Below are 24,724 nucleotides of genomic sequence, written 5' to 3'. Positions count from 1 at the left end.
GGTCGGGCATGGACCGTTTCGTACAGGCCGTGCCCGCCCCCGCCGACCCGTACGCCGGCGACCCCCTCCTGCGCTCCTGGCTCGACCGCGTCCTCGGCCCCGCCGGTCACGCGGCGGCCAAAGACCGCCTGACAGACCTCGCGGCCGCCGTCGTGGACACCCTCCGCGCGGCGCACACCGACGCCGAGACACACCCACCAACCCTCATCAGGTACGACGCGTGGGGCGGGAGGGTCGACCGGATCGTGACCGCCCCGGGGTGGGAGCAGCAGCGCGCCGCCGCCGCACACCACGCGGTCGTGGCACTGCCCTACCTGCCCGAGGCCAGGGCCACCTGGGGCGCGGCGGCGCGGGTGGTGCAGCACGCGCTGCTGCACCTGTACGGTCCCGAGTCCGCCACCTTCTCCTGCCCGGTCGCCATGGCCGACGGCGCCGCCGCGCTGCTGTCCCGCCCCGAGGTCGACCCCGCGGTACGCGACGCGTGGCTGCCCCGCCTCGTCTCCACCGACCCCGCCAACGCGGTCACCAGTGGACAGTGGATGACCGAGTCGCAGGGCGGCTCCGACCTGTCCCGATCGTCCACAGTGGCGTCTCTTGCCTCCGGACGGTGGCATGTGACGGGTGAGAAATGGTTCTGCTCGGCCGCCGACTCCGCGGTCGCGGTCGCGCTGGCCCGACCGGAGGGCGCCGGGCCGGGCAGCCGGGTACTCGCCCCGTTCCTGATCCCCCGCTACGCCGACGACGGCTCCTCGACCGCGCCCGGCATCCGGGTGCACCGGCTCAAGGACAAGCTCGGCACCCGCGCCCTGCCCACCGCCGAAATCGGCCTGGACTCGGCGCTCGCGCTGCCGCTGGGCGACCCGACCGGCCCCGGCGGCCTCACCCGCGCGATGACGCTGGTCGTGGTCACCCGCCTGCACAACGCGGCCGCCGCCGCCGGTGGCATGCGCCGCGGCCTCCAGTACGCGCTCGCGTTCGCCGCCGGCCGCACCGTCGCCGGCGGCCCCCTCGCCGGCTCCCCGCTGCACCGCGCCACCCTCGGCACCCTCGCGGTCGACGCGGCTGGGGCGTTCGCCCTCGCAGCGCACGCGTTCGCGTTGCTAGGCCGCGTCGAGGTGGGCGCCGACCCGGCGGCCGCCGCCGAGCTGCGCATCGTCGCCCCGCTGGCCAAGCTGGTCACCGGCAAGCTAGCGGTCGCGTCGGCCAGCGAGTACGTGGAAAGTTTCGGCGGCGCCGGCTACGTCGAGGACACCGGCGTCCCCCGCCTGCTCCGCGACGCCCAAGTCCTGCCGATCTGGGAGGGCACCACCAACGTGCTGGCACTGGACACGCTCCGCGCCACCGTCCGCGACGACGCGGCGGTCCCACTGCTCGCCCGCCTGGACGCCGCACAGGACGTCGCCCGCGGCATCTCACCGGCCCTGGCCGACCAGCTGCACGAGGCCACCACCGCGATCCGCGCCGACCTCGCCGACGTGACGGCCGACCCGACCGCGGCGGGTGTGGTGGCCGGCGCCCGCGGCCTGGCCCTGCGCATGGGCCACGCCCTGGCCGCCGCCCTGCTGATCGAGCACGCCACCACCGGCGACGAGCAGGCCGAGATGGCCGCGCGGCTGTGGTCGCGCCGCTGGCTGCGCCGCGAGGAGATCGCCGTGGACGCCCACCACCATTTGGACGCCCTGGCCTGACCCGCCGCGCCACGCTCAGCGCCTAGATGAATTGCCGTGCAGCCGGATCGAGTATCTCTCGAAGAGAGGCGGCGGTAGCCGAGAACATTGGCAATTTTGTCGCACGCGAAGCGTCCCACCATTGCGCTTCGACTATTTCTTCTTTCGGCAACGGCAACGGGTCGACCAGATCGTGGTCCCTTACTACCCAAAAGCACACCGTTCCGGACCCCACATCGGCCGCACGAGATCCTATCCAAACCGCCATGCTGGGATCGATACCAGCTCCGACCTCCTCGTCGACTTCCCGAATAAGAGTGTCCATGGGGCTGGAGTCTCCATCGTCGCGTCGACCGCCGATGGGGTGCCACTGATGCGGGCGATCGGTTGTGCGCACCAGGAGAACTTGATTCGCGCGAAGGAAGAACACAAAAGACGACCAGTTGTCCTCTGTCGACGCCCGGGGCGAATCGAATTCAGCGGAGGGCAACTCCGGTGCGCCGTTCACAAGCTCATTCTTGGCGCCTCGATACACCGCGACCTGCGAACTCTGTCCGGGCAGCTGCTTGGCTGCCACGAGGGATACGCTCCGCTTGGCGGGAAGGGTTGAATGATAGGCGCCGGCGGAAATTAGATAGGCACCCGTCTCGGGCCGACGCTCGCGCTTCTTTATTCGACCTATTGACAGCCTCTGACCCACAGCCCTGAGAACGCTGGCACTTTGACCGGGGACGGCATTCGTGGCGTAAAGCGTAAATTGGCCGCCCTCTTCGGCGTCGAAATCGTACTCACGTTCCTCCAACTCGCCTTCGACAACTACCGAAATAAGATCCCATCCGTGCGCATGAATAAGCTGTGATTCGGTTCGGTGTTGACGCAGGCGCTCATAAAAGGCCAGCGGTCGCGGCCAAAAGTGGACGCGCAGGTTCCATGGCAAAAGATGGCGCATCGCCAATCGGTGGACCGAAAACCCATACGGATGCCGGTATGACCTCTCAACGGATTCCAGCATTGACCGCACGTCTTGAGGAGTGCAGTTGGCAAGCCACTCTGCAACTTCGGCATCATGCATAGTTGTGGTCCCGCTTCATGTAGTTGGATATCTCCCGAAGCTCAGGATCTTGGAGTCCATGAAAGCCGATGGATTCGAAAAGCGTTCGCATCTTTCCGAGAGTTGCTGGCGAGAGTCGTCGAAGATCGCGAGAGGTCAAACCCTCGACCGACGGCCGGACCACCCGACATATCGAGAATCCGGCGTCGAATTCTTCGACCCATCCACTGAAGAGTTCGGATGTCCTGCGGATACACAGGGCCGGCTCGCCCCTATTCTGACCGGTTATGAACGCGGAGTCATCCGAAAGATCGAGGCTGAGAACCCAAAAGTCCGGACTAAATCCGATCTCGATTTCTAGCCTGGGCGCCTCGTTCCTACAGATTGCCGCTGCCAGAATCGTGGACAGAATTTCTGTTCGTACCCTTGCCGCGTTCCACTTGGCCGAAGCACCCGGATGGTTGCTCCGGAACCGCGCGTAGGCGTCGAGCGCCGTAGCATTCGATGGATCTAGGAGTTGGACCCTGATCTTGATGCTTCGCCCCGTTCGGAGAGCATTTTCCTTGAGGACGGGAAGGATGGCGCGGGCGAAATAGCTGGCTGTTCTGGCGCGGATCGCCCACGTCGTAGAGCCTCTCGCATCCGTCTCGATCACCCTGGCTATCGCCCTGGGTTGGAGCACCTCTATGCTGTCCAGTTCGCGCTTCGGCACCAGTAGCGCGTATGCCAGACCAATCGCAAGGCCGGTGATCGTTGCGGCGAGAAGACTATCGAGAATCTCGCCAAGAGTGCGTTCCCACCCATCGGCGTCGACCGACTCCTGAAAGCGCAGGAAGCGCAGAAGAAGGATGACCACCGCAGCGAGCGTCAAGGAGGCGAAGAACCATCGCCGGAGCGCTGGAGAGTGAGCAGGGTGCAAAGCGGCACCTCCGACCGACGGGAACCCGTGCTGGGTGACGGTACCGAACTGGCTTGTCCGCAATCACCGGAGCAGCGGTCCGGACCACCGGTAACAGAGGATATGTGGTCCTTCAGGTCACGGACGATCACGCCGCAATATGACGACCGGGATGGTGCGGCCGGCCTTGGCCTGGTGGTCGGCGAAGAACGCGTACCGCTCGACGACGCCGGCGAAGATGCGGTCGCGCTCGCCGCCCTCCGGGACCACCGCGGTGGCCTCGAAGGTCTCGCCCTTCACCTCGACCAGGACGTGCGGGTCGGCGACCAGGTTGCGAAACCAGTCCGGATGCTTCGGCGCGCCCGCGTTGGAGGCGATCACCAGCAGGTCGTCGCCGTCCGGGATGAACATCATCGGGGTCGTGCGCCGCTGGCCGGTGCGCCGGCCGGTGGTGGTGAGCAGCAGCAGCGGCCGGTTGTCCGGCGCGGTGCCGCCGTTGGCCCGGAACTGCTCGACGAGCTCGCGGTTGTGCGCCTTCATGTCGCTTGGCATGGTCATGACTGGTCCCCCAGGTAGAGGCGGCTCATGCCGCGGGTGGTTTCGGCGAAGCGTTCGCGCAGCTCGGGCGGGCCGAGCACCTCGACGTCGGCGCCGAGCTTGAGCAGCTCGACCAGGCCGTGCTTGACCGACTCGATCGGCACGGTGGTGTGCAGCCAGCCGTCGTCGCCGGGTGGGCCGGCGTTGGCGATCGCGGCGCGGCTCATCGCCGGCGGGAAGATGTGCGGCATCAGGCCCAGCGCCTCGGTGGTCATCCGGACCGTGGCCTCGTCGACGTAGACGCTGTCCTCGTAGCGCTTGGCCCAGGCCTGCCAGAACCCGGCCAGGTCGAAGCCCTCCGGCCGGCCGAACGTCTGGTCGAGCACGTCGACGCCGAGCACGTTGCTGACCCGGTAGGTCAACGGCCGGGAAAGGTCGTCGGCGGGCGCGGCCACCAGGTACCAGCGGCCGGCCTTGAGCACCACGCCGAGCGGGGCGAGCGTGCGGGTGACCTCGCGGGGTGCCTTCCACCGCAGGTAGCGGGCCTGGACCAGGCGCTCGTCCCAGACCGCGCCGGCCAGCGCGGACAGGTGCGGGGTCTGCTCGTCGCGGCGGAACCAGCCGGGCGCGTCCAGGTGGAAACGCTCGCGGATCCGACCGGCGCGGGCGCCCAGCTCCGGTGGCAGCGAGGCGCGCAGCTTGAGCTCGGCGGCGGTCAGGACCGCACCGAGGCCCAGCTCGGCGACCGGGCCGGGCACCCCGGACAGGAACAGCGTCTCCGCCTCGTCGACGGTCAGGCCGGTCAACCGGGTGCGGTAGCCGTCGAGCAGCTGGTAGCCGCCGGCCGGGCCGCGGTCCGCGTACACCGGGACGCCGGCGCCGGACAGCGACTCGACGTCGCGGTAGATGGTGCGGATCGACACCTCGAGCTCGTCGGAGAGCTCCTGGGCGGTCATCCGCCCCCGCGTCTGGAGGAGCAGAAGCAGGGAGAGCAGGCGGCTGGCTCGCACACTTGAAGAAACTAGCCGAGGTCCCTGACAGCGCGTGTCAGGTACCCGCTCGGCGCCCCGCCGCTGGGATGATCGTGCCCATGTACCCGGCTGTGCTGCCCAGCGCGCTCCCGGTCGCCGCTGGTGGGGACGACTTCACCGAGGCGTGGCTGCGCAACAGGCGGCTCTCCGAGCACACCCGCGCCGCGTACCGCCGGGACGTCGCCGGCTGGCTGGCCTGGTGCGCGGCCCGCGAGCTGGAGCCGCTGCGCGCCTCGTTCCTGGACGTCAACGCGTACGGCCGCGACCTGGAGGCGACCGTCGACCCGCGCAGCGGCCGCCCGCTCAGCGCGGCCACCGTGGCGCGCAAGCTGTCCGCGCTGTCGAGCTGGTTCGACTTCCTGACCAAGCTGCGCGCGGTCGAGGCCAACCCGGTCGCCGGCGCCGACCGCCCCAAGGTCGCCCGCGACCACTCCAGCACCGTCGGGCTCACCGCGGAGGAGGTCGACGCGCTGCTTACGGCCGCCGACACCGACACCGGGCCGCACGCGGCGCGCAACCGGGCCGCCGTCGCGCTCCTGGCCGACCTGGGGCTGCGGGTCGGCGAGCTGGTCAGCCTCGACCTCGACGACATCGGGTACGAGCGGGGTCACCGCAGCGTGCGGTTCGTCGGCAAGGGCGGCCGTCCGCGCCGGCGGGCGTTGACTCCGGGTACCTCCGACGCGCTCGACGCCTACCTGGCGATCCGTCCCGGCCCGGCGCAGGGCGCGGTGTTCCTGACCGCCAGCGGGGCGCGGCTGGACCGGCACGCGGTGTTCCGGATCGTGCGGCGGCTGGCCCGGCAGGCCGGCATCCCGGCGTGGGCGAAGCTGTCGCCGCACTCGCTGCGGCACGCGTTCGCGACCACGGCGCGGGCCGAGGGCGTGCCGCTCGAAGACGTGCAGGACGCGATGGGGCACGCCGACCCGCGCACGACCCGCCGGTACGACCGCGACCGGCACAACTTGGACCGCGACCCGGCCTACGCGATCTGGGCGGCCCGCGCCCGCCGCACGACGTCGGCGAGGTGATCGGCGCGGTGGCCGAAGGCCGCGGCTCAGCCCGGCCGGCGAAGCCAGCCCACGTTTCCGGGCCACCGCACTAGGTGATCGCCGCGGTCGCCGGGCGCACGACGTCGACCAGGGCTTTGGTCTCCACCATGAGCGACTCGCCGGCCCGGCCGCTGCCCAGGTAGGCGTGCGGCGCGTCGACCATCGCCGCGTCGAAGACGGTGGTGACGCCGGCGAGCCGGGTCAGCGGGCTGACCCCGCCCACCTGCATGCCGAGCAGGCGCAGGTCGTCGCCGTCCGCCGGCCGCATCCGCCCGCGGGAGACACCGGCCGCGCGGGCCAGCGCACCGTACGACAGCCGGCGCGGCGACGGCAGCGAGGCCAGCAGCAGCGTGTCCGGCCCGGTCCGGAACGCCACCGTCTTGATCATCTGGTCGGGCGGGAAGCCCATCTCCCGCAGCACCTCCTCGAACGTCACGGCGCCCGGGTGCGAGAACAGCTCGTAGGGCACGCCCGCCCGGTCGAGGATCTGCGTCGGAGACTCGGTCACGGTAGGTGACGCTAGCCGGGCCCGGGCCGGCCGCGCAGGTCCACCCCGGCCGGGTTTTCGCGGACCAGTTGCCGCAGGTAGCCCGCGAACCGCTCGCGGTCGGCGGCGCTCGTCTCCTCGAAGGTGCTGGTCGTGACCTAGCGGCATATATGCCCGGCCGGTTATATTTGGAAGGTGTTGTCGACCTTTGACGTCCTGGCCGAGCCGACCCGGCGCCGCATCCTCGACCTGCTGCTGGAGCGGCCCCGGCCGGTCGGCGAGCTGGTCGAGCGGCTCGGCCTGACCCAGCCCGGCACCTCCAAACACCTGCGGGTGCTGCGCGAGGCCGGCCTGGTGCGGGTCCGGCAGGACGCCCAGCGCCGCTGGTACGAGCTGCGCCCCGAGCCGCTCGCCGAGATCGACACCTGGCTGGCCCCCTACCGGCGGCTGTGGTCCGACAGCTTCGACCGCCTGGAAAAGCACCTCGACAACACCTAGACGATCCGCGTGGCGGCAGAGTTCCTTGATCGACGTGGGTAAGGTCGTCGCGCTAACAGATCTTGGTACTTTCCTGCCCCTGGAGGGGCGGTTCGGTACCACGATCTGTTGACCGTCGCCGCGTTCCTGACCGGCGAACGACGGCTCGGCCGCCGCTCCGGGCAGCCGGTTCGCGTTCAACGAAGCCTATGCGACCGCCGACAAGCCACGCCGGGTGATTCGATCAAGTCGGACTCGGAGCGAGCGGGTATCGAGTAGTCATGTGGCGGTGCCGTACCCATCGACACTGACGGAAGATCTCCTAGGCGTGGCCGCCGACGGTGACCTCGCCCAGCGTGAGGGTGGGCGTGGCCTCCAGGATCTCGCCCAGGCGTTCGACCTGCTCCCCCAGCTGCTTGAGCCGGGCCGGGCTGAGCGTGCCGAACGCCTCCACCGTCACCGCGATCCGTTTGCCGGACCGCTTCTGGTGCCAGATCCCGGCGACCGTGCCGTCGACCAGCAGCACCGCGAAGTTGCCGGCCTGGCCCCGGTTGAGCGCGCGCTCGCCGGCCCGGCCGGGGAAGACCTTCTCCCGCGGGTGGCAGCCGATCCCGTACGCGTCGAAGTACGGCAGCAGCCGCACCCCGCGCGGCGGTCCCGCGGGCACGCCGGTGTCGCCGGCGGCCACCCACGCCGGCTCGCCGTCGACGTCGACCCGCTCCAGGTCGGCCCGTTCGAACAGCTCCTTGGCCCACCGCTGCCCGATCGCCAGCCACTTCGCGAAGTGCGCGGGCGTTGCCGGCCCGTACGCGTGCAGGTAGCGGCGGACCAGCTCGGGCAGCGCGGCGTCCGCCGGCAGCGGGGTGAAGCCGGGCAGCCAGCGGGCCGGGCTGGTGTAGGTGGTCTGCCGGCCCCGGTTGGGGCCGAAGCACATCGCGCCCCGCCGGGAGGCGACCTCCATGGCCTGCGTCCACCGCGGCCACTTGTCCTGGAACGCGTCCATCACCCGGTCGCCGGCCCACGGCCCGGTGCGGGCGACCACCTCGGCGGTCAGCTCCTCGGTGGTGAGCTCGGCGTCCTTCAGCGCGGCGGCGATGGCGGCGACGACCTGGTCGACCTGGTCGGGGGTCATGAGCGCGTTGGCGCCGGTCGCGTACGGCGGCGAGGGCAGCGCACCGAGCGCGCCCACCCACATCGGCAGGTCGGCGGCGGCGAGCAGGTGCACGGTGCCGCGCGGCCCGCGGGTCTTGACCACGGTGCGGTCGGTCCAGACCGCCTCCCGCACGTCGACCCGGGTGACGCCGGCGACCCGCACCCCGATCGAGGCCTCGGCGGCGGACATCACCTGGGCGTGCGCCCCGCACATCGCGCTGACGGTGGCGGCCAGGTCGGTGGTGGGCGCGGCCAGCCCGTGCCGTTCCAGCCGCCGCGCCACCACCTGCTCCCACTTCACGCGGTCACCTTCGCGAAGAACGCGGTGATGTCGGCCGCGTGCGCCGCCGGCTCCTCCATCGCCACGAAGTGCCCGCCTGGGTTGCCTTCCGGCCAGTGCACGATCGTGTTGTGCCGCTCGGCCAGCCGGCGGAACAGCGCCGGGCCGCCCGCGTACACGCCGCCGGGCACCTGCTTCTGCCCGACCGGCCAGGTCGACTCGCGCGTGTCGTACATCGGCCACGACGAGGTGCCGAACGTGCCGGTGAACCAGTACACGCTGGCGTTGGTGAGGAACACGTCGCGTTCGACCTCGTCGCCGAAGTCGCGGAACTTCTGCGCCAGCCAGGCCAGCGCGGCCACCGGCGAGTCCTGCCACCCGTACGCGAAGGTCTGCGGCGCGGCTCGCAGCAGCCCGTGGTGGTCGACGCCGGCGCCGGCCCACGACATGATCTGCTCGTACTCGGCGCGGTCCGCCTCGTTCATCTCCGCGACGTCGGCCGGGGTGGGAAAGCCCAGCCCGCCGTCGACGTGTACACCCACCACGTGCTCAGGATCGACGATCGCGACCTCCGGCGCTATGTAGGCGCCCAGGTCGCCGCCCTGCGTGCCGTACCGGTCGTAGCCGAGCCGGGCCATCAGCCGCGCCCACATGCGGGCCACCCGGCCCACGGAGAACCCGGCCGACGCCGGCGCCTGCGACCAGCCGAACCCGGGCACGTGCGGCACCACGACGTGGAACGACTCGGTCAGCAGCGGGATGGTACGGACGAACTCCACCATCGAGGCCGGCCAGCCGTGGGTGAGCAGCAGCGGCAGCGCGTCCGGGCGGGCCGAGCGGACGTGCGCGAAGTGCACGTCCAGCCCGTCGATCGCGGTGGTGAACTGCGGGAACGCGTTCAGCTCCGCCTCCCGGGCCCGCCAGTCGAAGCCGGTGCGCCAGTACTCGGCCAGCTCGCGCAGGTGGTCGACCGGCACGCCGCGGCTCCATCCGTCGCCGGGCAGCTGGCCGGCCCACCGGGTGCGGGCGAGGCGTTCGCGCAGGTCGTCGAGGTCGGCGGCGGGGATGTCGATCCGGAAAGGTGTCATGCGGACCACGCTAGAAGCCAATTAGGTCAGGATCTGGCACAGTTGGCGGGTGACCCGGCTGTTGAGTTTGCTGTCGCTGCTCCAGACGCCGCGTGAGTGGCCGGGCGGCGAGCTGGCCAGCCGCCTCGGCGTCAGCCTCCGCACGGTGCGGCGCGACGTGGAGCGGCTGCGCGACCTCGGATACCCGGTGGAGGCGACGATGGGCGCGGCCGGCGGCTACCGGATGGCCGCCGGTGCCACGATGCCGCCGCTCCTGCTGGAGGACGACGAGGCGGTGGCGATCGCGGTGGGCCTGCGCACCGCGGCCGGCCACGCGGTCGAGGGCATCGAGGAGGCGGCGGTCCGCGCGCTGGCCAAGCTCGAACAGGTGCTGCCCAAACGCCTGCGCCACCGGGTCGGCGCGCTGGGCGCGGCGACCCAGCCGCTGCTGACCTGGGAACGGCCGACCGTCGACCCGGAGCTGCTCACCCTGCTGGCCGGCGCGGTGACCAACCGGGAGCGGGTGCGGTTCGGATACCGCACGCACGAGGGCGCCGAGTCCGAGCGGCGGGTCGAGCCGCACCGCCTCGTGTCGGCCGGCCGCCGCTGGTACCTGGTCGGCTGGGACACCGACCGGGACGACTGGCGGATCTTCCGGGTGGACCGGATCGCGGCGCCGGCGGTGATCGGCTACCGGGCGGTGGCGCGGGAGCTGCCGGACGGCGGCGACGCGGCCGCGTTCGTGACCCGCAAGCTGACCGAGCGGGCCCCGGTGTACGAGGCGGTGGCGACGCTGCACGCGCCGGTCGAGCGGATGGCCGGCGTCTTCTTCGGCGATGTGGAGCCGATCGACGCGCACACCTGCCTGCTGCGCGGCCACACCGACACGCTCGACTTCATCGCGTGGCGGCTGATGACGCTCGGCTGTGACTTCGAGGTGCACGAGCCGCCCGAGCTGATCGCCCGGCTGGCCGAGTTGGGGGCGCGCGCGTCGCGGGCCGCCGGCGCGCTCGGCGGTCCGCACACTACTGGCTAGCAGCCGCAGCAGCCACAACCACAACCACAGGTCATCTCGCTCACCTCCCTTCCTCGGACGGGCACCAGGACCCCGGCGCCGGCGGCGGGCACTGCTGCGACGGCAGCGCGTCGACCATGCGCGCCATCTCGGCCCGCAGCGCGGACAGCCGGGCCATCTCGGCGTCGACCTCGGCCAGCCGGCGGCGCAGCAGCTCCTCGGCCGGCTCGCACGGGCAGGTGCCGGTGTCGCGGATGGCCAGCAGGTCGGCGATGTCGCGCAGGCGCAGCCCGAGCCGCTGGCAGCCCTGGATGAACTTCAGCCGGTCCAGCGCGCCCCCGTCGTACGCGCGGTAGCCGCCCGCGGTGCGCCGCGGCGGGGGCAGCAGGCCGGCCCGCTCGTAGTACCGCACTGTGTCGGTCGCCACACCCGCCTGCTTGGCCAGCTCACCGACCCGCAGTCCACGCGCCAGCGTGGCTGTAGTCGTGCTCATGTGGCAAAGGTAAACCTTGGAGTTTGGTCCAGGGTCAAGGGTTTACCGGCACACTCTTGGTGTACGGGACCCGACTGGCGGCGGGAGTGTGTTGCGGGATGGATGACGGCATCGACAGGGACTTTCCGGCGTCGCCGGCCTCGGCGTTGCAGCTTCTGGTCGAGGGCAACAAGCGGTTCGTGGCCGGCGAGCGGCTGCACCCGCACCAGGACGCCGACCGGCGGGCCGCGCTGGCGCCGGCGCAGCGGCCGTTCGCGGTGCTGTTCGGGTGCAGCGACTCCCGGCTCGCCGCCGAGATCATCTTCGACCGCGGCCTGGGCGACCTGTTCGTCGTCCGCACCGCCGGGCACGTGGTCGGGCCGGAGGTGCTGGGCAGCATCGAGTACGCCGTGGCCGCCCTGCACACCCCGCTGATCGCCGTGCTCGGGCACGACTCGTGCGGGGCGATCGCGGCGGCGTTCGACGCGGTGCGGCACGGCACGACACCGGACGGCTTCGTCCGCGACGTGGTGGAGCGGGTCATGCTGAGCGTCCTCGCGGTCCGCTCCCAGGCGCTGCCCGACCTGGACGCGGCCGTCGAGGAGCACATCCGGTACACGGTGGATCTGCTGGTCCGGCGCTCCCAGGTGATCGCCGACCGGCTGGCCGACGGCCGCGTCGGCGTGGTGGGCCTGTCCTACGGCCTGGCCGAGGGCAACGTGCGCCGGGTGGCCGGTCAGGGGGTCTGAGCCGCGAGGCGGGCCTGGCCGAGGGCAAGGTGCGCCGGGTCGGGGGTCTGAGCGGCGCCGGTCAGGGCGCCTTGGCGAACCGGTCCAGCGCGGCGAGGCACGCCCGCGCCATCCCGGGGTAGCCGGCGCCGTGGCCGGCGTCGTCGACCACGACCAGCTCGGCGTCCGGCCAGCGCCGGGCCAGCTCCCAGGCGTCGTCGAGCGGGCTGCTCACGTCGAGGCGGCCGTGGACCAGCGCGCCGGGGATGCCGGCGAGCCGTGCGGCTCCGCGCATGATCTCGTCGTCGTCGAGCCACGCCCCGTGCCGCCAGTAGTGGGTCACCAGCCGCGCGAACATCAGCCGGAACCGCGGATCCTGGTACCGGGCCGACGGCTTGTGGCCGGCGGTCACCGCGACGTGGCTGTCCTCCCAGGCGCACCAGTCGCGGGCCGCCTTGTCCCGCACCGCCGGGTCGGGGTCGGCCAGCAGCCGCGCGTACGCGTCGACGAGGCGACCCCCGCTCGGGCCACCGCCGACGGCGCCGGCCTTGAACGCGGCCCATTGGGCGGGGAAGAGCCGCCCCATCGACTCGGTGATCCACTCCACGTTGCGGTGGGTCCGCACCGCCACGCTGAACAGCACCAGCGCCGACACCCGCTCGGGATGCCGCTGCGCGTACGCCGCGCCGAGCGTGGAACCCCACGAGCCGCCGAACACCAGCCACCGGTCGACGCCGAGGTGGGTGCGCAGCCGCTCGATGTCGGCCAGCAGGTGGTGGGTCGTGTTGGTGGACAGGTCGGCGTCCGCGTCGCCGGCCCACGGGGTGCTGCGGCCGCAGCCGCGCTGGTCGAACAGGACCACCCGGTAGGCCGCCGGGTCGAAGAACCGCCGCCAGAACGGCGTGCAGCCCGACCCGGGCCCGCCGTGCAGCACGAGCGCCGGCCGCCCGTCGGGGTTGCCGCAGGTCTCCCAGTACACGCGGTGGCCGTCGCCGACCTCGAGCATGCCGTTCGCGTACGGCTCGATGTGTGGGTAGGTCACTCCCCCAATCTAACAGCGCTGTTACATTGGTGCGGTGACCCCTCCGGTTCCCGATCGTGACGCCGTCGGCACGCTGATGCGGCACGTGCTGGAGCTGCTCGACGGCGACGTCGCCACCGTCTACCGCGACGCCGGCCTGCCCGACTACCGGCCGAGGTTCTCCCCGCCGATCCGGGCGCTGGTCGCCGCCGGCCCGATGTCGATCCGCGACCTGGCGGCGGCGGTCGGCGTGACCCATTCGGCGGCCAGCCAGACGGTCGCCCAGATGACCCGCGCGGGCCTGGTGACCCTGTCGCCCGGCGCCGACGCCCGGCAGCGCATCGTCGCCCTCACCCCGCTGGCGAAGTCGCTGCTGCCGACCATCGAGGCCGAGTGGGCGGCCACCGCCGCGGCGATGCGCGAGCTGGACGCCGAGCTGCCGATGCCCCTGGCCGACCTGCTCACCGCGGTGCTGTCCGCGCTTGGCCGGCGCTCGTTCCGCGAACGCGTCCAGGCGCACACTTAGGCCCATGCGCCTGGTCGTCACCTCCGACACCCACCTGCCCGCGCGGGCCCGCGACCTGCCCGCCCAGCTGTGGGCCGCGGTCGACGCGGCCGACGTCGTGGTCCATGCCGGCGACTGGGTATCGGTGGCGGCGCTGGACGCCCTGGAGGCCCGCGCCGCCCGGCTGGTCGGCGTGTACGGCAACAACGACGGCCCCGCGCTACGCGCCCGCCTGCCCGAGGTGGCCAGGGTGGAGCTCGACGGGCTGCGGATGGCGGTGGTGCACGAGACCGGCCCCGCCACCGGCCGGGAGCGCCGCTGCGCCGCCCGCTTCCCCGACGTGGACGTGCTGGTCTTCGGCCACTCGCACATCCCGTGGGACACGGTGGCGCCGGGCGGGCTGCGCCTGCTCAACCCCGGCTCGCCGACGGACCGGCGCCGCCAGCCGTACGCGACCTACCTGACCGCGACGGTGGCGTCCGGTGCCATCGGCGACGTCCAGCTGCACCGGATCGGTCGGTAGCCTCCCGGCCGCCGTGGCGCGGTCAACGCATCTCCCGGCGATGCCCCATGCTGGAGTTCGTGCTGGAAAACGTCGGGGGACTGTCCAAGCGCCACACACCGGAGTCGCTGCGCACGCTGCTGCTGGCCCGATCGACCCGCCGCCCGGACGGCTGCCTCATCGTCCAGGGCTACGGCACCCAGCGCGGCATCTACCAGAAAATCGCCGGCCGCGCGTGGGCCCATATCGTGGCATACGCGGTATTCGTCGGCCCGATCGATCCCGACCTGGAGATCGACCACACCTGCGGCGTCAAGGACTGCATCGAGCCCACCCACCTACGCCAGATCAGCCACGCCGAAAACTGCCGCTCCCGCGCCCAGGCGGCCACCTGCCGCAACGGCCACACGCGGGAGATCGACCCGGCCACCGGCCGGCTACGGCGGCAGTGCCGCGCCTGCAACGCCGAGGCCCAGCAGCGGTGGCGTGCACGCCAGGCCGCCGAACGCGCCGCCTCCATGACCCCCGCAGGCCTTGCCGAGTCGAGAGCCCGCTGGGACCGACCGGCCGCCGCACCCTAGCCCGCCGGCCCCGGCCGGCGCCGGTCGACGCCGAGGCGACGCCCGCCGACACCGAGACGCCGGACAACGAGCGCACCTACGCACTCGGCGAAAAGCGCCGACAGCGCCGTCGCGTACCAGATCCCGGCGGACACCACGGTCACCCACTTGCGGTACACGGGCTCGGATCTCCAGTTCGACGTGACCGGCGCCGCGACGGCGCTGGTCACGGTGGCGTAGGCATGGCGACAACAGCTTGAGTCATCACGAACAATAACCGTCATTATGATGCGCGGCTCCCACCCTCTTTTTCGGATTATTGGATTACCGATAATGGCAATACGGTAATCGGTAGGCGGCTCTGTCCTGAGGTTGCGGCCAGCGGATAGTGTCCGTTTATGACCGCCGACATGACCGTGCCGTCCCGGCGGTTGGCGTGGCATCGTGAGGTCTCCGCGCGGCTGGAGGCGCTCGCTGACGGGCGGCTGGCCGAGCTGGTCGCCGAGGGGCGGGATGTCGCCACCGGGATCGGGGGTGCCTCGGCCGTCCTGGACGTGGACGGCTTCCCGGTGTTCGTGAAGCGGATCCCGCTGACCGACCTGGAGCGCCGCCCGGAAAACGTCATGTCGACCGCGAACCTGTTCGGGCTGCCGCCGTTCTACCAGTACGGCGTCGGCAGCACCGGCTTCGGCGCCTGGCGGGAGCTGACCGCCAACCGGTGGGCGACCGGCTGGGTGCTCGACGGACGCACCGCCGCGTTCCCGCTCATGTACCACTGGCGGGTCCTGCCCGGCGCCCCCGCGCCGCCGGCGGAGGCGGCGGACGTGGAGCGGGCCGTCGCCTACTGGGAGGGGTCGCCGGCCGTGCGGGAGCGGCTGCACGCGCTGGCCGCGGCGTCGGCGAGCCTGGTGCTGTTCCTGGAGTACCTGCCGCACGACCTGCACGACTGGCTCAGCGGCCAGCCGGAGGAGGCGTACGCGATGGTGGAGCGGCGGCTGCGCGCCGACGTGGCGTTCATGAACGGCGCCGGCCTGCTGCACTTCGACGCCCACTTCGGCAACGTCCGCACCGACGGTGAGCGGCTCTACCTGGGTGACCTGGGGCTGGCCACGTCACCGCGCTTCGCGCTGTCTGCGGCCGAGGGAGAGTTCGTCGCGCGGCATCGCCACCACGACCTGTGCCATACGCTGACCCAGCTGGTCAACCGCCTGGAACGCAACGGCGCCGGCGGCCCCATCGTGCGCCGTTACGCGCCGGTCGCCGACGTGATGAACGCCTTCTACCGGCGCCTGTTCGGGCAGAGCCGCGCGACGCCGTACCCGGCCGAGGAGCTGGCGCGGGCGATGGCCCTGGCGGGGCTTCAGTAGTAGCCGGCGACGACCGCGCTGGCCTCGTCGTGCAGGGCCGGGCCGTCCTGCGGTACCACCGGCCAGCCGCCGCCGGGCTTGAGGGCGTCGAGCTGCGCGGTCGACAGCGCGAACACCACCCGCCCCAGCCCGGACCGGGCGATCGCGCCGGTGCACATGCCGCACGGCTCGCAGCTGGTGTACATGGTGGTCGCCGCCGCCGTACCCGGGTCGAGGTGCTTGGCGGCCCAGCGGGCGAGCTTGAGCTCCGGGTGGGCGGTGATGTCGTCGTCGGTGAGGGAGGTGTTGCGTTCCTCGGCGAGCACGGCGCCGTCCGGGCCGGCCAGCAGCGACCCGAACGGCGGGTTGCCGGCCCGCCGTGCCTCGGCGGCGAGGGCGATGGCGCGGCGCAGGAGGGTTTCGGTGTCGGGGGTCACGGGTCGCTCCGTTCGGTCAGTTCGGTGAACGCGGCGAGCTCCCGCCCGTCCGCGGCGTAGGCGGTCAGCCGCCCGTGGGTGAGGTTGGCGCCGCGGAACGAGAACTCGCGCGGCCCCGGCGCCACCACCGCCAGCAGCGGGATGGCGCGGGCCGAGCCGCCGGGCGCGGACCGGTACTCCAGCCGGGCGACCGCGTCGCCGACCACGCCGTTCACCCGCATCTTGGTCTTTTCCCGGGCGACGTCGAAGCGCACCGGGACCTCGGGGCGGACCACCAGACCGCCGGCCCAGGCGCGGCTGGCGAAGAAGTAGCGGGGGTTGGCGGCGTCGTCCATTGTGTACGCCTTGAAGGTGGGGTCGGCGCCGGCCGGCAGCGGCAGCACCGCGAAGCCGGCCAGCACCGCCGCGCCCACCACCGCGACCCGCAGACCCGCCCGCCGCCGGGACCGGATCCGCGCCGCGGCGGCCACCACGCCGCCGCAGCCGGCCAGGCAGACCGCGGCCACGCCGAACGCGCGGGCGTTCTCGAACAGGAACTGCACACCGGGGTACGTGGAGACGTCGCCGAGCACCGCGCCCAGCGACACCGTCATCACCACCAGCAGCACGGCGCCGGCGACCCGCTGCGCGACGCCGTGGGTGGCCACGAGCAGCATCGCGGCGAGGACCGTCCACACCTGGTGGTGGGTCCACGACACCGGCGAGGCGACCACGGTGGCGCAGCCGACGAGCACCGCCGCGCGTACCGGCTCGCCGCCGCGCCACAGCGCCCGGGCCCGCCACATGGCGGTGCCGGCGACCAACGCGACCAGCGTCGCCCAGACGAACGGCAGCGTGCCGGGGTCGACGCCGGCGCGCAGCAGCATGCCGTGCAGCGACTGGTTGCCCATCCAGGCCAGGTTGCCGACCCGGGAGGTCTGCGTCACGGTGCCGGTCCAGTACGCCCAGCTGTCCGCCGGCAGCGCGACCGCGCCGACCACCGCGCACGCGGCGAACGCGGCCGCCGCCCGGGCCGCGTCGCGGGGGCGGCCGGCCAGCAGGAAGTACCCGACGAACAGCAGCGGGGTCAGCTTGACCGCGGCGGCGACGCCGACCAGCACGCCCCGGTAGCGGGCCGGGGTCAGCCCCACCGCGTCGACCAGGGCGAGCAGCACCACGAAGAAGCTGACCTGCCCGAACCGCAGGTTGCTCTGCGCCGGCGCGGACACCAGCACCGCGCACGCGACCGCCGCGACCACGACCGGCCGCCCGCCGAACGCGCCCTTCACCGACGCGGCGATCGCCGCCACCGCCGCGCAGGACAGCACCAGCCACAGCACCTGGAGCGCGCCCTCGGGCAGCGCGGTCAGCGGCCGCAGCAGCACCATCGCGAACGGCGGGTAGGTGAACGGCCCACCGTTGGCCGCCACGTACTCGTAGAGCGGCTGGCCGGCCCCGACGTGCTCGGCGGCGCCGTAGTAGATGTGCAGGTCGGAGAGGCGCTCGGCGGCCGGTCGGGCCAGCACCAGCGCCGATGACCCCACCGCGGCCGCGCCGAACAGCGCCCACACGCCCGCCGCCCCCCGCCCGATCACGGTGCCACGGTAGCGTCCGCCGGCCACGCGCGCCTGCGCTATCCGGTGGCCGTACGGCACTAGACTGCGGGCCACGATGGACGCTCCAGCCGAGACCCGCCCCTGTACGCACTGCGGCAAGCCGGTGCCGCAGCGGGCCGCCGCCGGCCGGCCGTTCCGGTACTGCCGCGACAACGACGGCGCCTGCCAGAAGGCCTCCCGCAACGTGCGCATGCGCCACCGCAACTCCCCGGGCCTGGCCGGGCAGGTGTCCCGCGCGTGGGAGGTGGTCGACCGGCTCGACCAGGCGGTGGAGACGCTGACCGAGGCGTTGCACGCCGACCTGTCCCCGGCCGGGGTCGAGCGGCAGGTCGCCGAGGTGCGGGCGGAGGCGACCGCGGAGATCGCCGCCGCGCAGGCCGAGCGCGACGACGCCCGCCGGGCCGCCGACAGCGCCGCCGAGGAGCTGCTGCGGGCGCGGCAGGAGCAGGCCGCCGCGGTACACGAAAAGGAGCGTGCCCTCGCCGAGGCGGCGCACGCGGCGCGGGTGGCCGCGACGGCGGGTGAGCGGGCCGCGGCGGCCGACGCCGCGCGGGACGAGGCCCAGCGGGCGGCCAGCGCCGCGGACGCGCTGCGGTTCCAGGCCGAGCGTGACCGCGACGCCGCACGTGCCGAGGCGACGGCGACCCGGCAGGAGCGCGACGCCGACCGCCGCCAGCTCGCCGAGACCATCCGGGAGCGGGACGCCGTGCGCGCCGAGGCCGAGCACGCGGCGCGGGCCGCGGCCGAGTCGCTGGAGCAGGCGGACGCGTTCCGGGCCGAGAGCGAGGCGGCGGCCGCGGCGGCGTCGCGGGCGCACACCGAGGCGCAGACGGCGCGGGCGGCGGCGGAGGGGTTCCGGGCCGAGGCTGAGGCGGCCAACGCCACCGCGGAGCAGTCCCGCGCCCGCGCCGCCGAGGCCGAGGCGGAGCGGGACCGGCTCTCCGCGGAGCTGCGGGTGGCGCGGGAGACCGCCGCGTCGGCCGAGGCCCGCCTCGCCGACCAGGGGGTGCGGCTGACCGCCGCGCTCGCCGACCGGGACGCCGCGCTGGCTCGGGTGGCGCAGCTCTCCGGCCAGGTCACCGATCTTGCGTCGGCGCTGGCCAACCTGAGCCCGGCGCCGGCACCGTCGGCTAACTGACACCCGCCGTAGAACGGAGAATTTGGACCAATAGGTCGTAGTCGTTCGCGCGTCACGCCGGTGTCGCTCACCACGAAGATCCACCCGCTACCCTCGATAGCGTTCACCGAGCCGAAACACCTGGGGGCCGGTCGGGAATCGTCCGACCGACCCCTGTCGTTACAAAAGTGAAGACCAGCACCACGACCGAGGGGAAAGCCGATCATGGGCGAGCGCATGCTGCGCGGGAGCCGTCTGGGAGCAGTCAGCTACGAGTCCGACCGCAACACCGAGCTGGCCCCGCGACAGACCCGCGAGTACCTCTGCGCCAAGGGCCACCAGTTCGAGGTGCCCTTCGCCGTTGACGCCGAGGTCCCGATGACCTGGGAGTGCAAGTTCGACGGCAGCGTGGCACGCCTGGTGGACGGCAGCGAGCCGGAGCAGAAGAAGGCCAAGCCCCCGCGCACCCACTGGGACATGCTGCTGGAGCGGCGTTCGATCGCCGAGCTCGAGGACATCCTGGCCGAGCGCCTCGAGGAGGTCCGCGCTCGCCGCGGCCGCTCCGCCTGACACCACGCACGAACGAAAAGGCCCTCGCCGGAAAATGGCGGGGGCTTTTTCGTGTGCCGGATGTCGAGAACCCGAGGGCGGCTCCGTCCCCGGGGCGGACACGGCCACAATGGGCCGTACCTCGACGAGGAGAACACGATGGCCAAGTACCTGCTGCTCAAGCACTACCGCGGCGCCCCGACGGCGGTCAACGAGGCGCCGATGGACCAGTGGACCCCGGAGGAGATCTCCGCCCACATGCGGTACATGGACGACTTCGCCGCCCGGCTCGAAGGCACCGGCGAGTTCGTCGACGCCCAGGCGCTGTCCCCGGAGGGCACGTTCGTCCGCTACGACGGCGAGGGGCGGCCGCCGGTCACCGACGGGCCGTTCGCGGAGACCAAGGACCTGATCGCCGGCTGGATGGTGATCGACGTCGACACCTACGAGCGGGCGATCGAGCTGGCCGGCGAGCTGTCCGCGGCGCCCGGTGTGGGTGGCAAGCCGATCCACGAGTGGCTCGAGGTGCGCCCGTTCCTGGCCGCGCCGCCGACCATCACCGAGTGAGGGCGCGGGTGGACGAGGCCCTGCTGCGGACCCTCACCCCCACCGTGACCGGGGTCCTCGTCCGTCGCGGAGCCGACTTCGCGGCGGCCGAGGACGCCGTGCAGGAGGCCCTGGTCGAGGCGGTGCGCCTGTGGCCGGACGGCACGCCCCGGGATCCGAAGGGCTGGCTGGTCACCGTCGCCTGGCGCAAGTTCCTCGACGCGGCCCGCGCCGACTCCTCCCGGCGGCACCGCGAGCAGCTCGTCGAGGCCGAGCCCGCGCGCGGCCCCGGCGAGGCGGTGGACGACACCCTCTGGCTGTACTTCCTGTGCGCGCACCCGTCGCTGAGCCCGGCCTCGGCCGTCGCGTTGACGCTGCGCGCGGTCGGCGGCCTGACCACGCGGCAGATCGCCCAGGCCTACCTGGTGCCGGAGGCGACGATGGCCCAGCGGATCAGCCGGGCCAAGCGGACCGTCGCGGGCGTCCGGTTCGACCAGCCCGGTGACGTCGCCACCGTGCTGCGGGTGCTCTACCTGGTCTTCAACGAGGGCTACTCCGGCGACGTCGACCTGGCCGCCGAGGCGATCCGGCTCACCCGCCAGCTGGCGGCCATGACCACGCACGAGGAGGTCGCCGGGCTGCTCGCGCTGATGCTGCTGCACCACGCGCGGCGCCCGGCCCGGACCCGCCCGGACGGCAGCCTGGTGCCGCTGGCCGAGCAGGACCGCCGCCGGTGGGACACCCGCATGATCGCCGAGGGGGTCGGCGTGCTCCAGGCGGCCCTGGCCCGCGACCGGCTGGGCGAGTTCCAGGCCCAGGCGGCCGTCGCCGCGCTGCACGCCGACGCCCGCACGGCCGAGGAGACCGACTGGGTGCAGATCGTCGAGTGGTACGACGAGCTGGTGCGGCTCACCGGCAATCCGGTGGCCCGCCTCAACCGGGCCGTCGCGGTCGGTGAAGCGGACGGCCCGCGGGCCGGCCTGGCCGCCCTGGCCGGGCTCGACCCGACCCTGCCCCGCTACACCGCCGCCGCGGCGTACCTGCACGAGCGGGACGGCGACCCGGTCACCGCGGCCCGGCTCTACGCCGAGGCCGCCCGGTCGGCGCCCAACCTGCCCGAACGCGAGCACCTCACCCGCCAGGCCGCCCGGCTCAACGCGCGCCCGCGCCGCTGAGCGGGCGGCTCAGACCCCCGGCGCTGCGGGCGCTCAGACGATCTCGCCCTCGATCGCGCCGTCGGACTCCGGGGCGCCCCGGTGCACCTTCACCTTGCGCGGGCCGAACAGGTCGCCGGCGACCGCCGTGGAGACCCGGCGCTCGGTCCAGCGCTGCACCCCGCGCCGCGCCACCGCGCGGGCCGGCGGCAGCAGCAGCACCAGGCCGGCGAGGGTGGTCACGAAGCCGGGCACGCTCAGCAGCGCGCCGGCGCCCAGGCCGACGATGCCGTCGATGACCCGCTCGCCGGGGTGCTGGCCGGCGTTGGCGGCGGCGACGAAGCCCCGCCAGGCGCGCACACCCTCACGGCGCAGCAGCATCATCCCGACGAACGAGGCCGCGAGCACCGCCAGCAGCGCCCAGCCGTATCCGATCCAGCCGCCGACCAGGATGAAGACGGCGATCTCCGCGGCCGCTACGAGCGGCACGCCCAACGCGATTGCCCGTCCCATCCGTCAAGAATGCCACGCGGCCGGACGCATCGGTGAGCGCCACCTCGCCGGAAGGCTCGCTCCCGCCCGCGCCGGCCAAGATCCCGACAAAATCCCTGTTTTGTTGCCTCGCGCGCCTTCTGAGGCAACAAAAACGCCGCCGGCCCAAGATTCGAGATCTTGGAGAGTTAGGGCGCCATATCAACCCTAACTGTCCTAGATCTCGACGTTCTCGGCTGAGCCTGCTGACGCTGCGTCACAGACGGTGGCCGGCGAGGTCGACCCATCCCGCGGGCGGGAAATCCATATAGCGCCGGGGCCTTCACTGGGTGAGCGGCGACCGAAGGCCGCCGCTCACCCAGGCCGGCGAAGCCGGCCAACGTTTGTGGCCCCGCACTAGACCGCCACCCGCGGCACCCGGTCCAGCACCAGCCCGAAGTGTTCCCGGTAGGCGGCCAGCACCGCGTCGTCGCCGTCCAGCACGGTTTCGGTGCGGGCGCCGGCCGGGTCGGTGCGGATGAGGCGGTCGCCGCTGAGCGTGACCCGGCCGCCGTCCGGGGCCAGCATCGAGCAGGTCAACGAGCGGGTGAAGTGCGAGTCCGGCGACGTGGACTGCCACCAGCAGGTGGGGGCGAAGTCGGCCAGATCGTACGGGCGGGGGTCGATCCGGTACTGCGGCTCACCGTCCATCACGATCTCGAGGTCGCCGAGGTCGCGGTCGACGACCACGAACGACCCGCCCGGGTCCGGCTGCGGCGCGCGTGAGGCCAGCGACAGCGGATGGTGGGCGAAGCGGCCGAAGCCCACGTCGACAAGCCACGGCTCGCCGTCCACCGCCACCCGCAGGGCCAGGTGGTCGAACGGGGGCCCCCACCGCTTGCCGCCCCAGACCCGGGCCTGGTGCAACGACACGGTGTACCCGAGGGCGGTGAGCAGGGCGGCGAAGGCGCCGTTGAGCTCGTAACAGAAGCCGCCCCGCCGCCGCGTCACGATCTTGTCGGGCAGGGCGGTCAGGTCGATCGGCTCGCCGAGGTGGACGGAGAGGTTTTCGAACGGCACCGTGCCCAGGTGCGCCCGCTGCAACACGCGCAGGCCGTCGAGCCCGGACGGCGGCCGGTCGACGCCGATCCGCGCCAGGTAGTCATCCACGGCGGCGGACCACCACGGCACCGGCCAGCAGCACCAGCCCCAGGCCCACCAGGAACATCTCCGGCCACACACCGGCACGGGTGGCGAGGGTGCGGTAGCCGGAGATCCGCATCTCCCGCACCACCACCTCCTGGGTGTTGAAGCCGGTCGTCTCGTGCGTCTCGCCGTCCGCGGTCACGAACCCGGACACCCCGACCGTCGAGGCCATCAGCGACTCGCGGCCGTGCTCGACCGCCCGCAGCCGTACCATCGCCATCTGCTGGCGTGCCTCGGCGACGTTGAAGGTCGCGTTGTTGGTCTGCACCGCCAGGATGCCGGCGCCGTTGGTGACGGTGTCGCGCACGATGCCGTCGTAGGCGACCTCGAAGCAGATCACGTCGCCGACCGCCACCGGCCCGGTCTGGATGACGCCCGGCCGCTGCCCGGCGACCATGTCGGCGACCCGGTCGACCTCCTTGCTCACCAGGCGGGCGACGTCGCGCAGCGGCATGTACTCGGCGAACGGCACCGGATGCCGCTTCACGTACGTCTGCGCGACGTCGGGGCCGGTGTCCGCCCGCCACAGCAGGCCCACGTTGCGCACCTCGCCCGGGGCGGGGCCGCGCAGGATGCCGCCGACCAGGATCGGCGCCCGGATCGCGGCGGCCGCGGCGTAGATGCGGCTGGAGGCGGTCGCGTCGCGCAGCGGGTCGACGTCGCTGGCGTTTTCCGGCCACACCACCAGATCCGGCTGCGGCTCCTGGCCGGCGGCGACCCGCCCGGCGAGCGCGATCGTGGCGGTGACGTGGTTTTCCAGCACGGCGCGGCGCTGGGCGTTGAAGTCAAGACCCATCCGCGGCACGTTGCCCTGGACGATCGCGACGGTCACCGGCTCGCCCTCGCGCGGCGCGGTCGGCACCAGCAGCCCGGCGGCGGTCACCGCGACCGCGCCGACCGCGAGCCCGGCCGCGGACAGCACCAGGCGGCCGCGGGCCAGGCGGGCCGGCCACAGGTTCCACGGCCGCCACGCGGCGGTCACCAGCAGCCCGCCGGCGAGCGCCACCCCGAACGTGACCAGCGGCGCGCCACCGACCGCGGCCAGCCGCACCAGCGGCGAGTCCTCCTGGCTGAACGCGAGCCGCCCCCACGGGAACCCGCCGTACGGGCCGCGGTCACGGATCGCCTCCTGCGCCACCCACAGCAGCGCGGTCGCCGGCGGCCACGCCCACCGGAACCGGTCGACGAGCGGGCTGACGTAGGCGGTGGCCCCGCCCAGCAGCGCGACGAACCCGGCCTGGAGCCCCGACAGCAGCAGCCACGGCGCCAGCCCGGTGTGCAGGTTGGTCCAGCTCAGCAGCGGCAGGAACAGCGCCAGCCCGGCCAGCGCGCCCAACCCCAGCCCGGCCCGGAAGCGGCGGCGGTGCACGGACGCGGCCAGCAGCGCGACACCGACCGGGGCCAGCCACCACAACCCATAGGTGGGGAACGACAGCAGCAGCGCCACCCCGGCCGCCACCGCCATCGCCGCGCCGGCGGCCAGCGGCAGGGGGTGCGGGGCCTCCCGCACCTGCGATTCGGGAGAGTCGGCCTCGGCGGCCGGGGTCTCGGCGGGCTCCACCATGGTCACCTGCCGAAGGGTACGCGCGTAACGGCGTAGAACGGAAAATCGGGGCGCCGCCGTGGCGGCACCCCGATGCTCCCAGGCCCTACCCGGGGCCGGTGCGACAGTTGATCTCCACGACCTTCGGACCGACGGGACGAACGCTGGCTGCCCACGCGCCGCCGTTGTCTACTGGTCGCGGTCACCCCCCTGCCTGAGCACCGACTCAGCTCCTCGGCCGGTCCGCGCCGCCCCGCCGAC

General features: G+C 73.0%; 27 protein-coding genes. 13 read left to right on the top strand and 14 right to left on the bottom strand.

All coding sequences use genetic code 11. The annotated features are described in order from the left end of the window. The first annotated feature begins 8 nt into the window (after positions 1-8). Positions 9-1,688, top strand: a complete 1,680-nt coding sequence (locus AC5L36_RS15895) for an acyl-CoA dehydrogenase family protein (protein WP_441216460.1) — start codon at positions 9-11, stop codon at positions 1,686-1,688. 22 nt (positions 1,689-1,710) lie between these two features. On the opposite strand, the gene AC5L36_RS15890 is transcribed toward AC5L36_RS15895, so the two are convergent. The 4 genes from AC5L36_RS15890 to AC5L36_RS15875 form a co-directional block, all read right to left on the bottom strand. Further along, positions 1,711-2,739 (bottom strand): NUDIX domain-containing protein, encoded by a 1,029-nt coding sequence (locus AC5L36_RS15890; protein ID WP_441216458.1) that lies wholly within the window; start codon positions 2,737-2,739, stop codon positions 1,711-1,713. Continuing rightward, positions 2,732-3,574 (bottom strand): hypothetical protein, encoded by an 843-nt coding sequence (locus tag AC5L36_RS15885; protein WP_441216456.1) that lies wholly within the window; start codon positions 3,572-3,574, stop codon positions 2,732-2,734. The genes AC5L36_RS15890 and AC5L36_RS15885 overlap by 8 nt, the downstream gene beginning before the upstream one ends. A 180-nt stretch (positions 3,575-3,754) precedes the next feature. After that, on the bottom strand, positions 3,755-4,174 hold the full coding sequence (locus tag AC5L36_RS15880) for a nitroreductase family deazaflavin-dependent oxidoreductase (RefSeq protein WP_441216455.1): 420 nt from the start codon (positions 4,172-4,174) through the stop codon (positions 3,755-3,757). Beyond that, complete coding sequence (locus tag AC5L36_RS15875; RefSeq protein ID WP_441216453.1) at positions 4,171-5,163, bottom strand: helix-turn-helix transcriptional regulator; 993 nt, start codon at positions 5,161-5,163, stop codon at positions 4,171-4,173. The genes AC5L36_RS15880 and AC5L36_RS15875 overlap by 4 nt, the downstream gene beginning before the upstream one ends. 80 nt (positions 5,164-5,243) lie before the next feature. Between AC5L36_RS15875 and AC5L36_RS15870 the strand changes: the two genes are divergently transcribed. Next, a complete protein-coding gene (locus AC5L36_RS15870; RefSeq protein ID WP_441216451.1) occupies positions 5,244-6,212 on the top strand; it encodes a tyrosine-type recombinase/integrase in 969 nt (322 codons plus the stop codon). A gap of 70 nt (positions 6,213-6,282) precedes the next feature. Here the strand turns inward: AC5L36_RS15870 and AC5L36_RS15865 are convergent, their stop codons facing one another. Further along, positions 6,283-6,741, bottom strand: coding sequence for an aminoacyl-tRNA deacylase (locus AC5L36_RS15865; protein ID WP_441216449.1), 459 nt, complete (start codon positions 6,739-6,741; stop codon positions 6,283-6,285). Positions 6,742-6,915: 174 nt separating this feature from the next. On the opposite strand from AC5L36_RS15865, the gene AC5L36_RS15860 reads away from it, so the two are divergent. Continuing rightward, complete coding sequence (locus tag AC5L36_RS15860) at positions 6,916-7,218, top strand: ArsR/SmtB family transcription factor (protein WP_441216448.1); 303 nt, start codon at positions 6,916-6,918, stop codon at positions 7,216-7,218. A gap of 301 nt (positions 7,219-7,519) precedes the next feature. Here AC5L36_RS15860 and AC5L36_RS15855 read toward each other — a convergent pair whose 3' ends face one another. Both AC5L36_RS15855 and AC5L36_RS15850 read right to left on the bottom strand, forming a co-directional pair. Then, positions 7,520-8,650 (bottom strand): winged helix DNA-binding domain-containing protein, encoded by a 1,131-nt coding sequence (locus AC5L36_RS15855; protein WP_441216446.1) that lies wholly within the window; start codon positions 8,648-8,650, stop codon positions 7,520-7,522. Beyond that, positions 8,647-9,717 (bottom strand): epoxide hydrolase family protein, encoded by a 1,071-nt coding sequence (locus tag AC5L36_RS15850; RefSeq protein WP_441216445.1) that lies wholly within the window; start codon positions 9,715-9,717, stop codon positions 8,647-8,649. Before AC5L36_RS15850 ends, AC5L36_RS15855 begins: the two co-directional genes overlap by 4 nt. A gap of 49 nt (positions 9,718-9,766) precedes the next feature. On the opposite strand from AC5L36_RS15850, the gene AC5L36_RS15845 reads away from it, so the two are divergent. Then, complete coding sequence (locus AC5L36_RS15845) at positions 9,767-10,732, top strand: helix-turn-helix transcriptional regulator (RefSeq protein ID WP_441216444.1); 966 nt, start codon at positions 9,767-9,769, stop codon at positions 10,730-10,732. A 40-nt stretch (positions 10,733-10,772) separates the two neighbouring features. On the opposite strand, the gene AC5L36_RS15840 is transcribed toward AC5L36_RS15845, so the two are convergent. Beyond that, positions 10,773-11,204, bottom strand: coding sequence for a heavy metal-responsive transcriptional regulator (locus AC5L36_RS15840; RefSeq protein WP_441216442.1), 432 nt, complete (start codon positions 11,202-11,204; stop codon positions 10,773-10,775). Positions 11,205-11,302: 98 nt separating this feature from the next. Between AC5L36_RS15840 and AC5L36_RS15835 the strand changes: the two genes are divergently transcribed. Next, positions 11,303-11,932: a carbonic anhydrase gene (locus AC5L36_RS15835; RefSeq protein ID WP_441216441.1), complete on the top strand. Its 630-nt coding sequence runs from the start codon at positions 11,303-11,305 to the stop codon at positions 11,930-11,932. A 61-nt stretch (positions 11,933-11,993) separates the two neighbouring features. Here the strand turns inward: AC5L36_RS15835 and pip are convergent, their stop codons facing one another. Further along, positions 11,994-12,953: a prolyl aminopeptidase gene (pip, locus tag AC5L36_RS15830; protein WP_441216439.1), complete on the bottom strand. Its 960-nt coding sequence runs from the start codon at positions 12,951-12,953 to the stop codon at positions 11,994-11,996. A 34-nt stretch (positions 12,954-12,987) separates the two neighbouring features. Here pip and AC5L36_RS15825 point away from each other — a divergent pair, with 34 nt between their 5' ends. The 4 genes from AC5L36_RS15825 to AC5L36_RS15810 all read left to right on the top strand — a co-directional run bounded on the left by AC5L36_RS15825 (position 12,988) and on the right by AC5L36_RS15810 (position 15,866). Further along, positions 12,988-13,458, top strand: a complete 471-nt coding sequence (locus tag AC5L36_RS15825; protein ID WP_441216438.1) for a MarR family winged helix-turn-helix transcriptional regulator — start codon at positions 12,988-12,990, stop codon at positions 13,456-13,458. A gap of 4 nt (positions 13,459-13,462) precedes the next feature. Then, positions 13,463-13,960 (top strand): metallophosphoesterase family protein, encoded by a 498-nt coding sequence (locus tag AC5L36_RS15820; RefSeq protein WP_441216437.1) that lies wholly within the window; start codon positions 13,463-13,465, stop codon positions 13,958-13,960. A 47-nt stretch (positions 13,961-14,007) separates the two neighbouring features. Then, positions 14,008-14,520 carry an HNH endonuclease signature motif containing protein gene (locus AC5L36_RS15815; protein ID WP_441216435.1) on the top strand — a complete coding sequence of 171 codons (513 nt, stop codon included), beginning with the start codon at positions 14,008-14,010 and terminating at the stop codon, positions 14,518-14,520. 377 nt (positions 14,521-14,897) lie between these two features. Next, positions 14,898-15,866 (top strand): serine/threonine protein phosphatase, encoded by a 969-nt coding sequence (locus tag AC5L36_RS15810; RefSeq protein WP_441216433.1) that lies wholly within the window; start codon positions 14,898-14,900, stop codon positions 15,864-15,866. On the opposite strand, the gene AC5L36_RS15805 is transcribed toward AC5L36_RS15810, so the two are convergent. Next, positions 15,860-16,282 carry a nucleoside deaminase gene (locus tag AC5L36_RS15805; RefSeq protein WP_441216431.1) on the bottom strand — a complete coding sequence of 141 codons (423 nt, stop codon included), beginning with the start codon at positions 16,280-16,282 and terminating at the stop codon, positions 15,860-15,862. The genes AC5L36_RS15810 and AC5L36_RS15805 overlap by 7 nt on opposite strands. Beyond that, entirely contained in the window at positions 16,279-17,856 is a 1,578-nt protein-coding gene (locus AC5L36_RS15800; protein WP_441216429.1) for a glycosyltransferase 87 family protein, read from the bottom strand. The genes AC5L36_RS15805 and AC5L36_RS15800 overlap by 4 nt, the downstream gene beginning before the upstream one ends. Positions 17,857-17,932: 76 nt before the next feature. On the opposite strand from AC5L36_RS15800, the gene AC5L36_RS15795 reads away from it, so the two are divergent. The 4 genes from AC5L36_RS15795 to AC5L36_RS15780 all read left to right on the top strand — a co-directional run bounded on the left by AC5L36_RS15795 (position 17,933) and on the right by AC5L36_RS15780 (position 21,264). Continuing rightward, entirely contained in the window at positions 17,933-19,015 is a 1,083-nt protein-coding gene (locus AC5L36_RS15795; protein ID WP_441216427.1) for a hypothetical protein, read from the top strand. Between the two features lie 204 nt (positions 19,016-19,219). Further along, entirely contained in the window at positions 19,220-19,564 is a 345-nt protein-coding gene (locus tag AC5L36_RS15790) for an RNA polymerase-binding protein RbpA (protein ID WP_173036160.1), read from the top strand. A gap of 138 nt (positions 19,565-19,702) precedes the next feature. After that, complete coding sequence (locus tag AC5L36_RS15785; RefSeq protein ID WP_441216843.1) at positions 19,703-20,110, top strand: YciI family protein; 408 nt, start codon at positions 19,703-19,705, stop codon at positions 20,108-20,110. A gap of 8 nt (positions 20,111-20,118) precedes the next feature. Continuing rightward, entirely contained in the window at positions 20,119-21,264 is a 1,146-nt protein-coding gene (locus AC5L36_RS15780) for an RNA polymerase sigma factor (protein ID WP_441216842.1), read from the top strand. A gap of 33 nt (positions 21,265-21,297) precedes the next feature. Here AC5L36_RS15780 and AC5L36_RS15775 read toward each other — a convergent pair whose 3' ends face one another. The 3 genes from AC5L36_RS15775 to lnt form a co-directional block, all read right to left on the bottom strand. Then, the gene (locus AC5L36_RS15775; RefSeq protein WP_441216425.1) at positions 21,298-21,756 is read right to left on the bottom strand and encodes an FxsA family protein; all 459 of its coding nucleotides are present in this window, start codon (positions 21,754-21,756) and stop codon (positions 21,298-21,300) included. Positions 21,757-22,131: 375 nt separating this feature from the next. Next, positions 22,132-22,884 (bottom strand): arylamine N-acetyltransferase family protein, encoded by a 753-nt coding sequence (locus AC5L36_RS15770; RefSeq protein ID WP_441216424.1) that lies wholly within the window; start codon positions 22,882-22,884, stop codon positions 22,132-22,134. Beyond that, entirely contained in the window at positions 22,877-24,484 is a 1,608-nt protein-coding gene (lnt, locus tag AC5L36_RS15765) for an apolipoprotein N-acyltransferase (RefSeq protein WP_441216841.1), read from the bottom strand. Before lnt ends, AC5L36_RS15770 begins: the two co-directional genes overlap by 8 nt. Between the last annotated feature and the right edge of the window lie 240 nt (positions 24,485-24,724).

It is taken from the genome of Phytohabitans sp. LZ39 (assembly GCF_059359075.1).
Note: the sequence above shows the minus strand (reverse complement) of the source record. Positions and strands in the feature narration are given on the sequence as shown.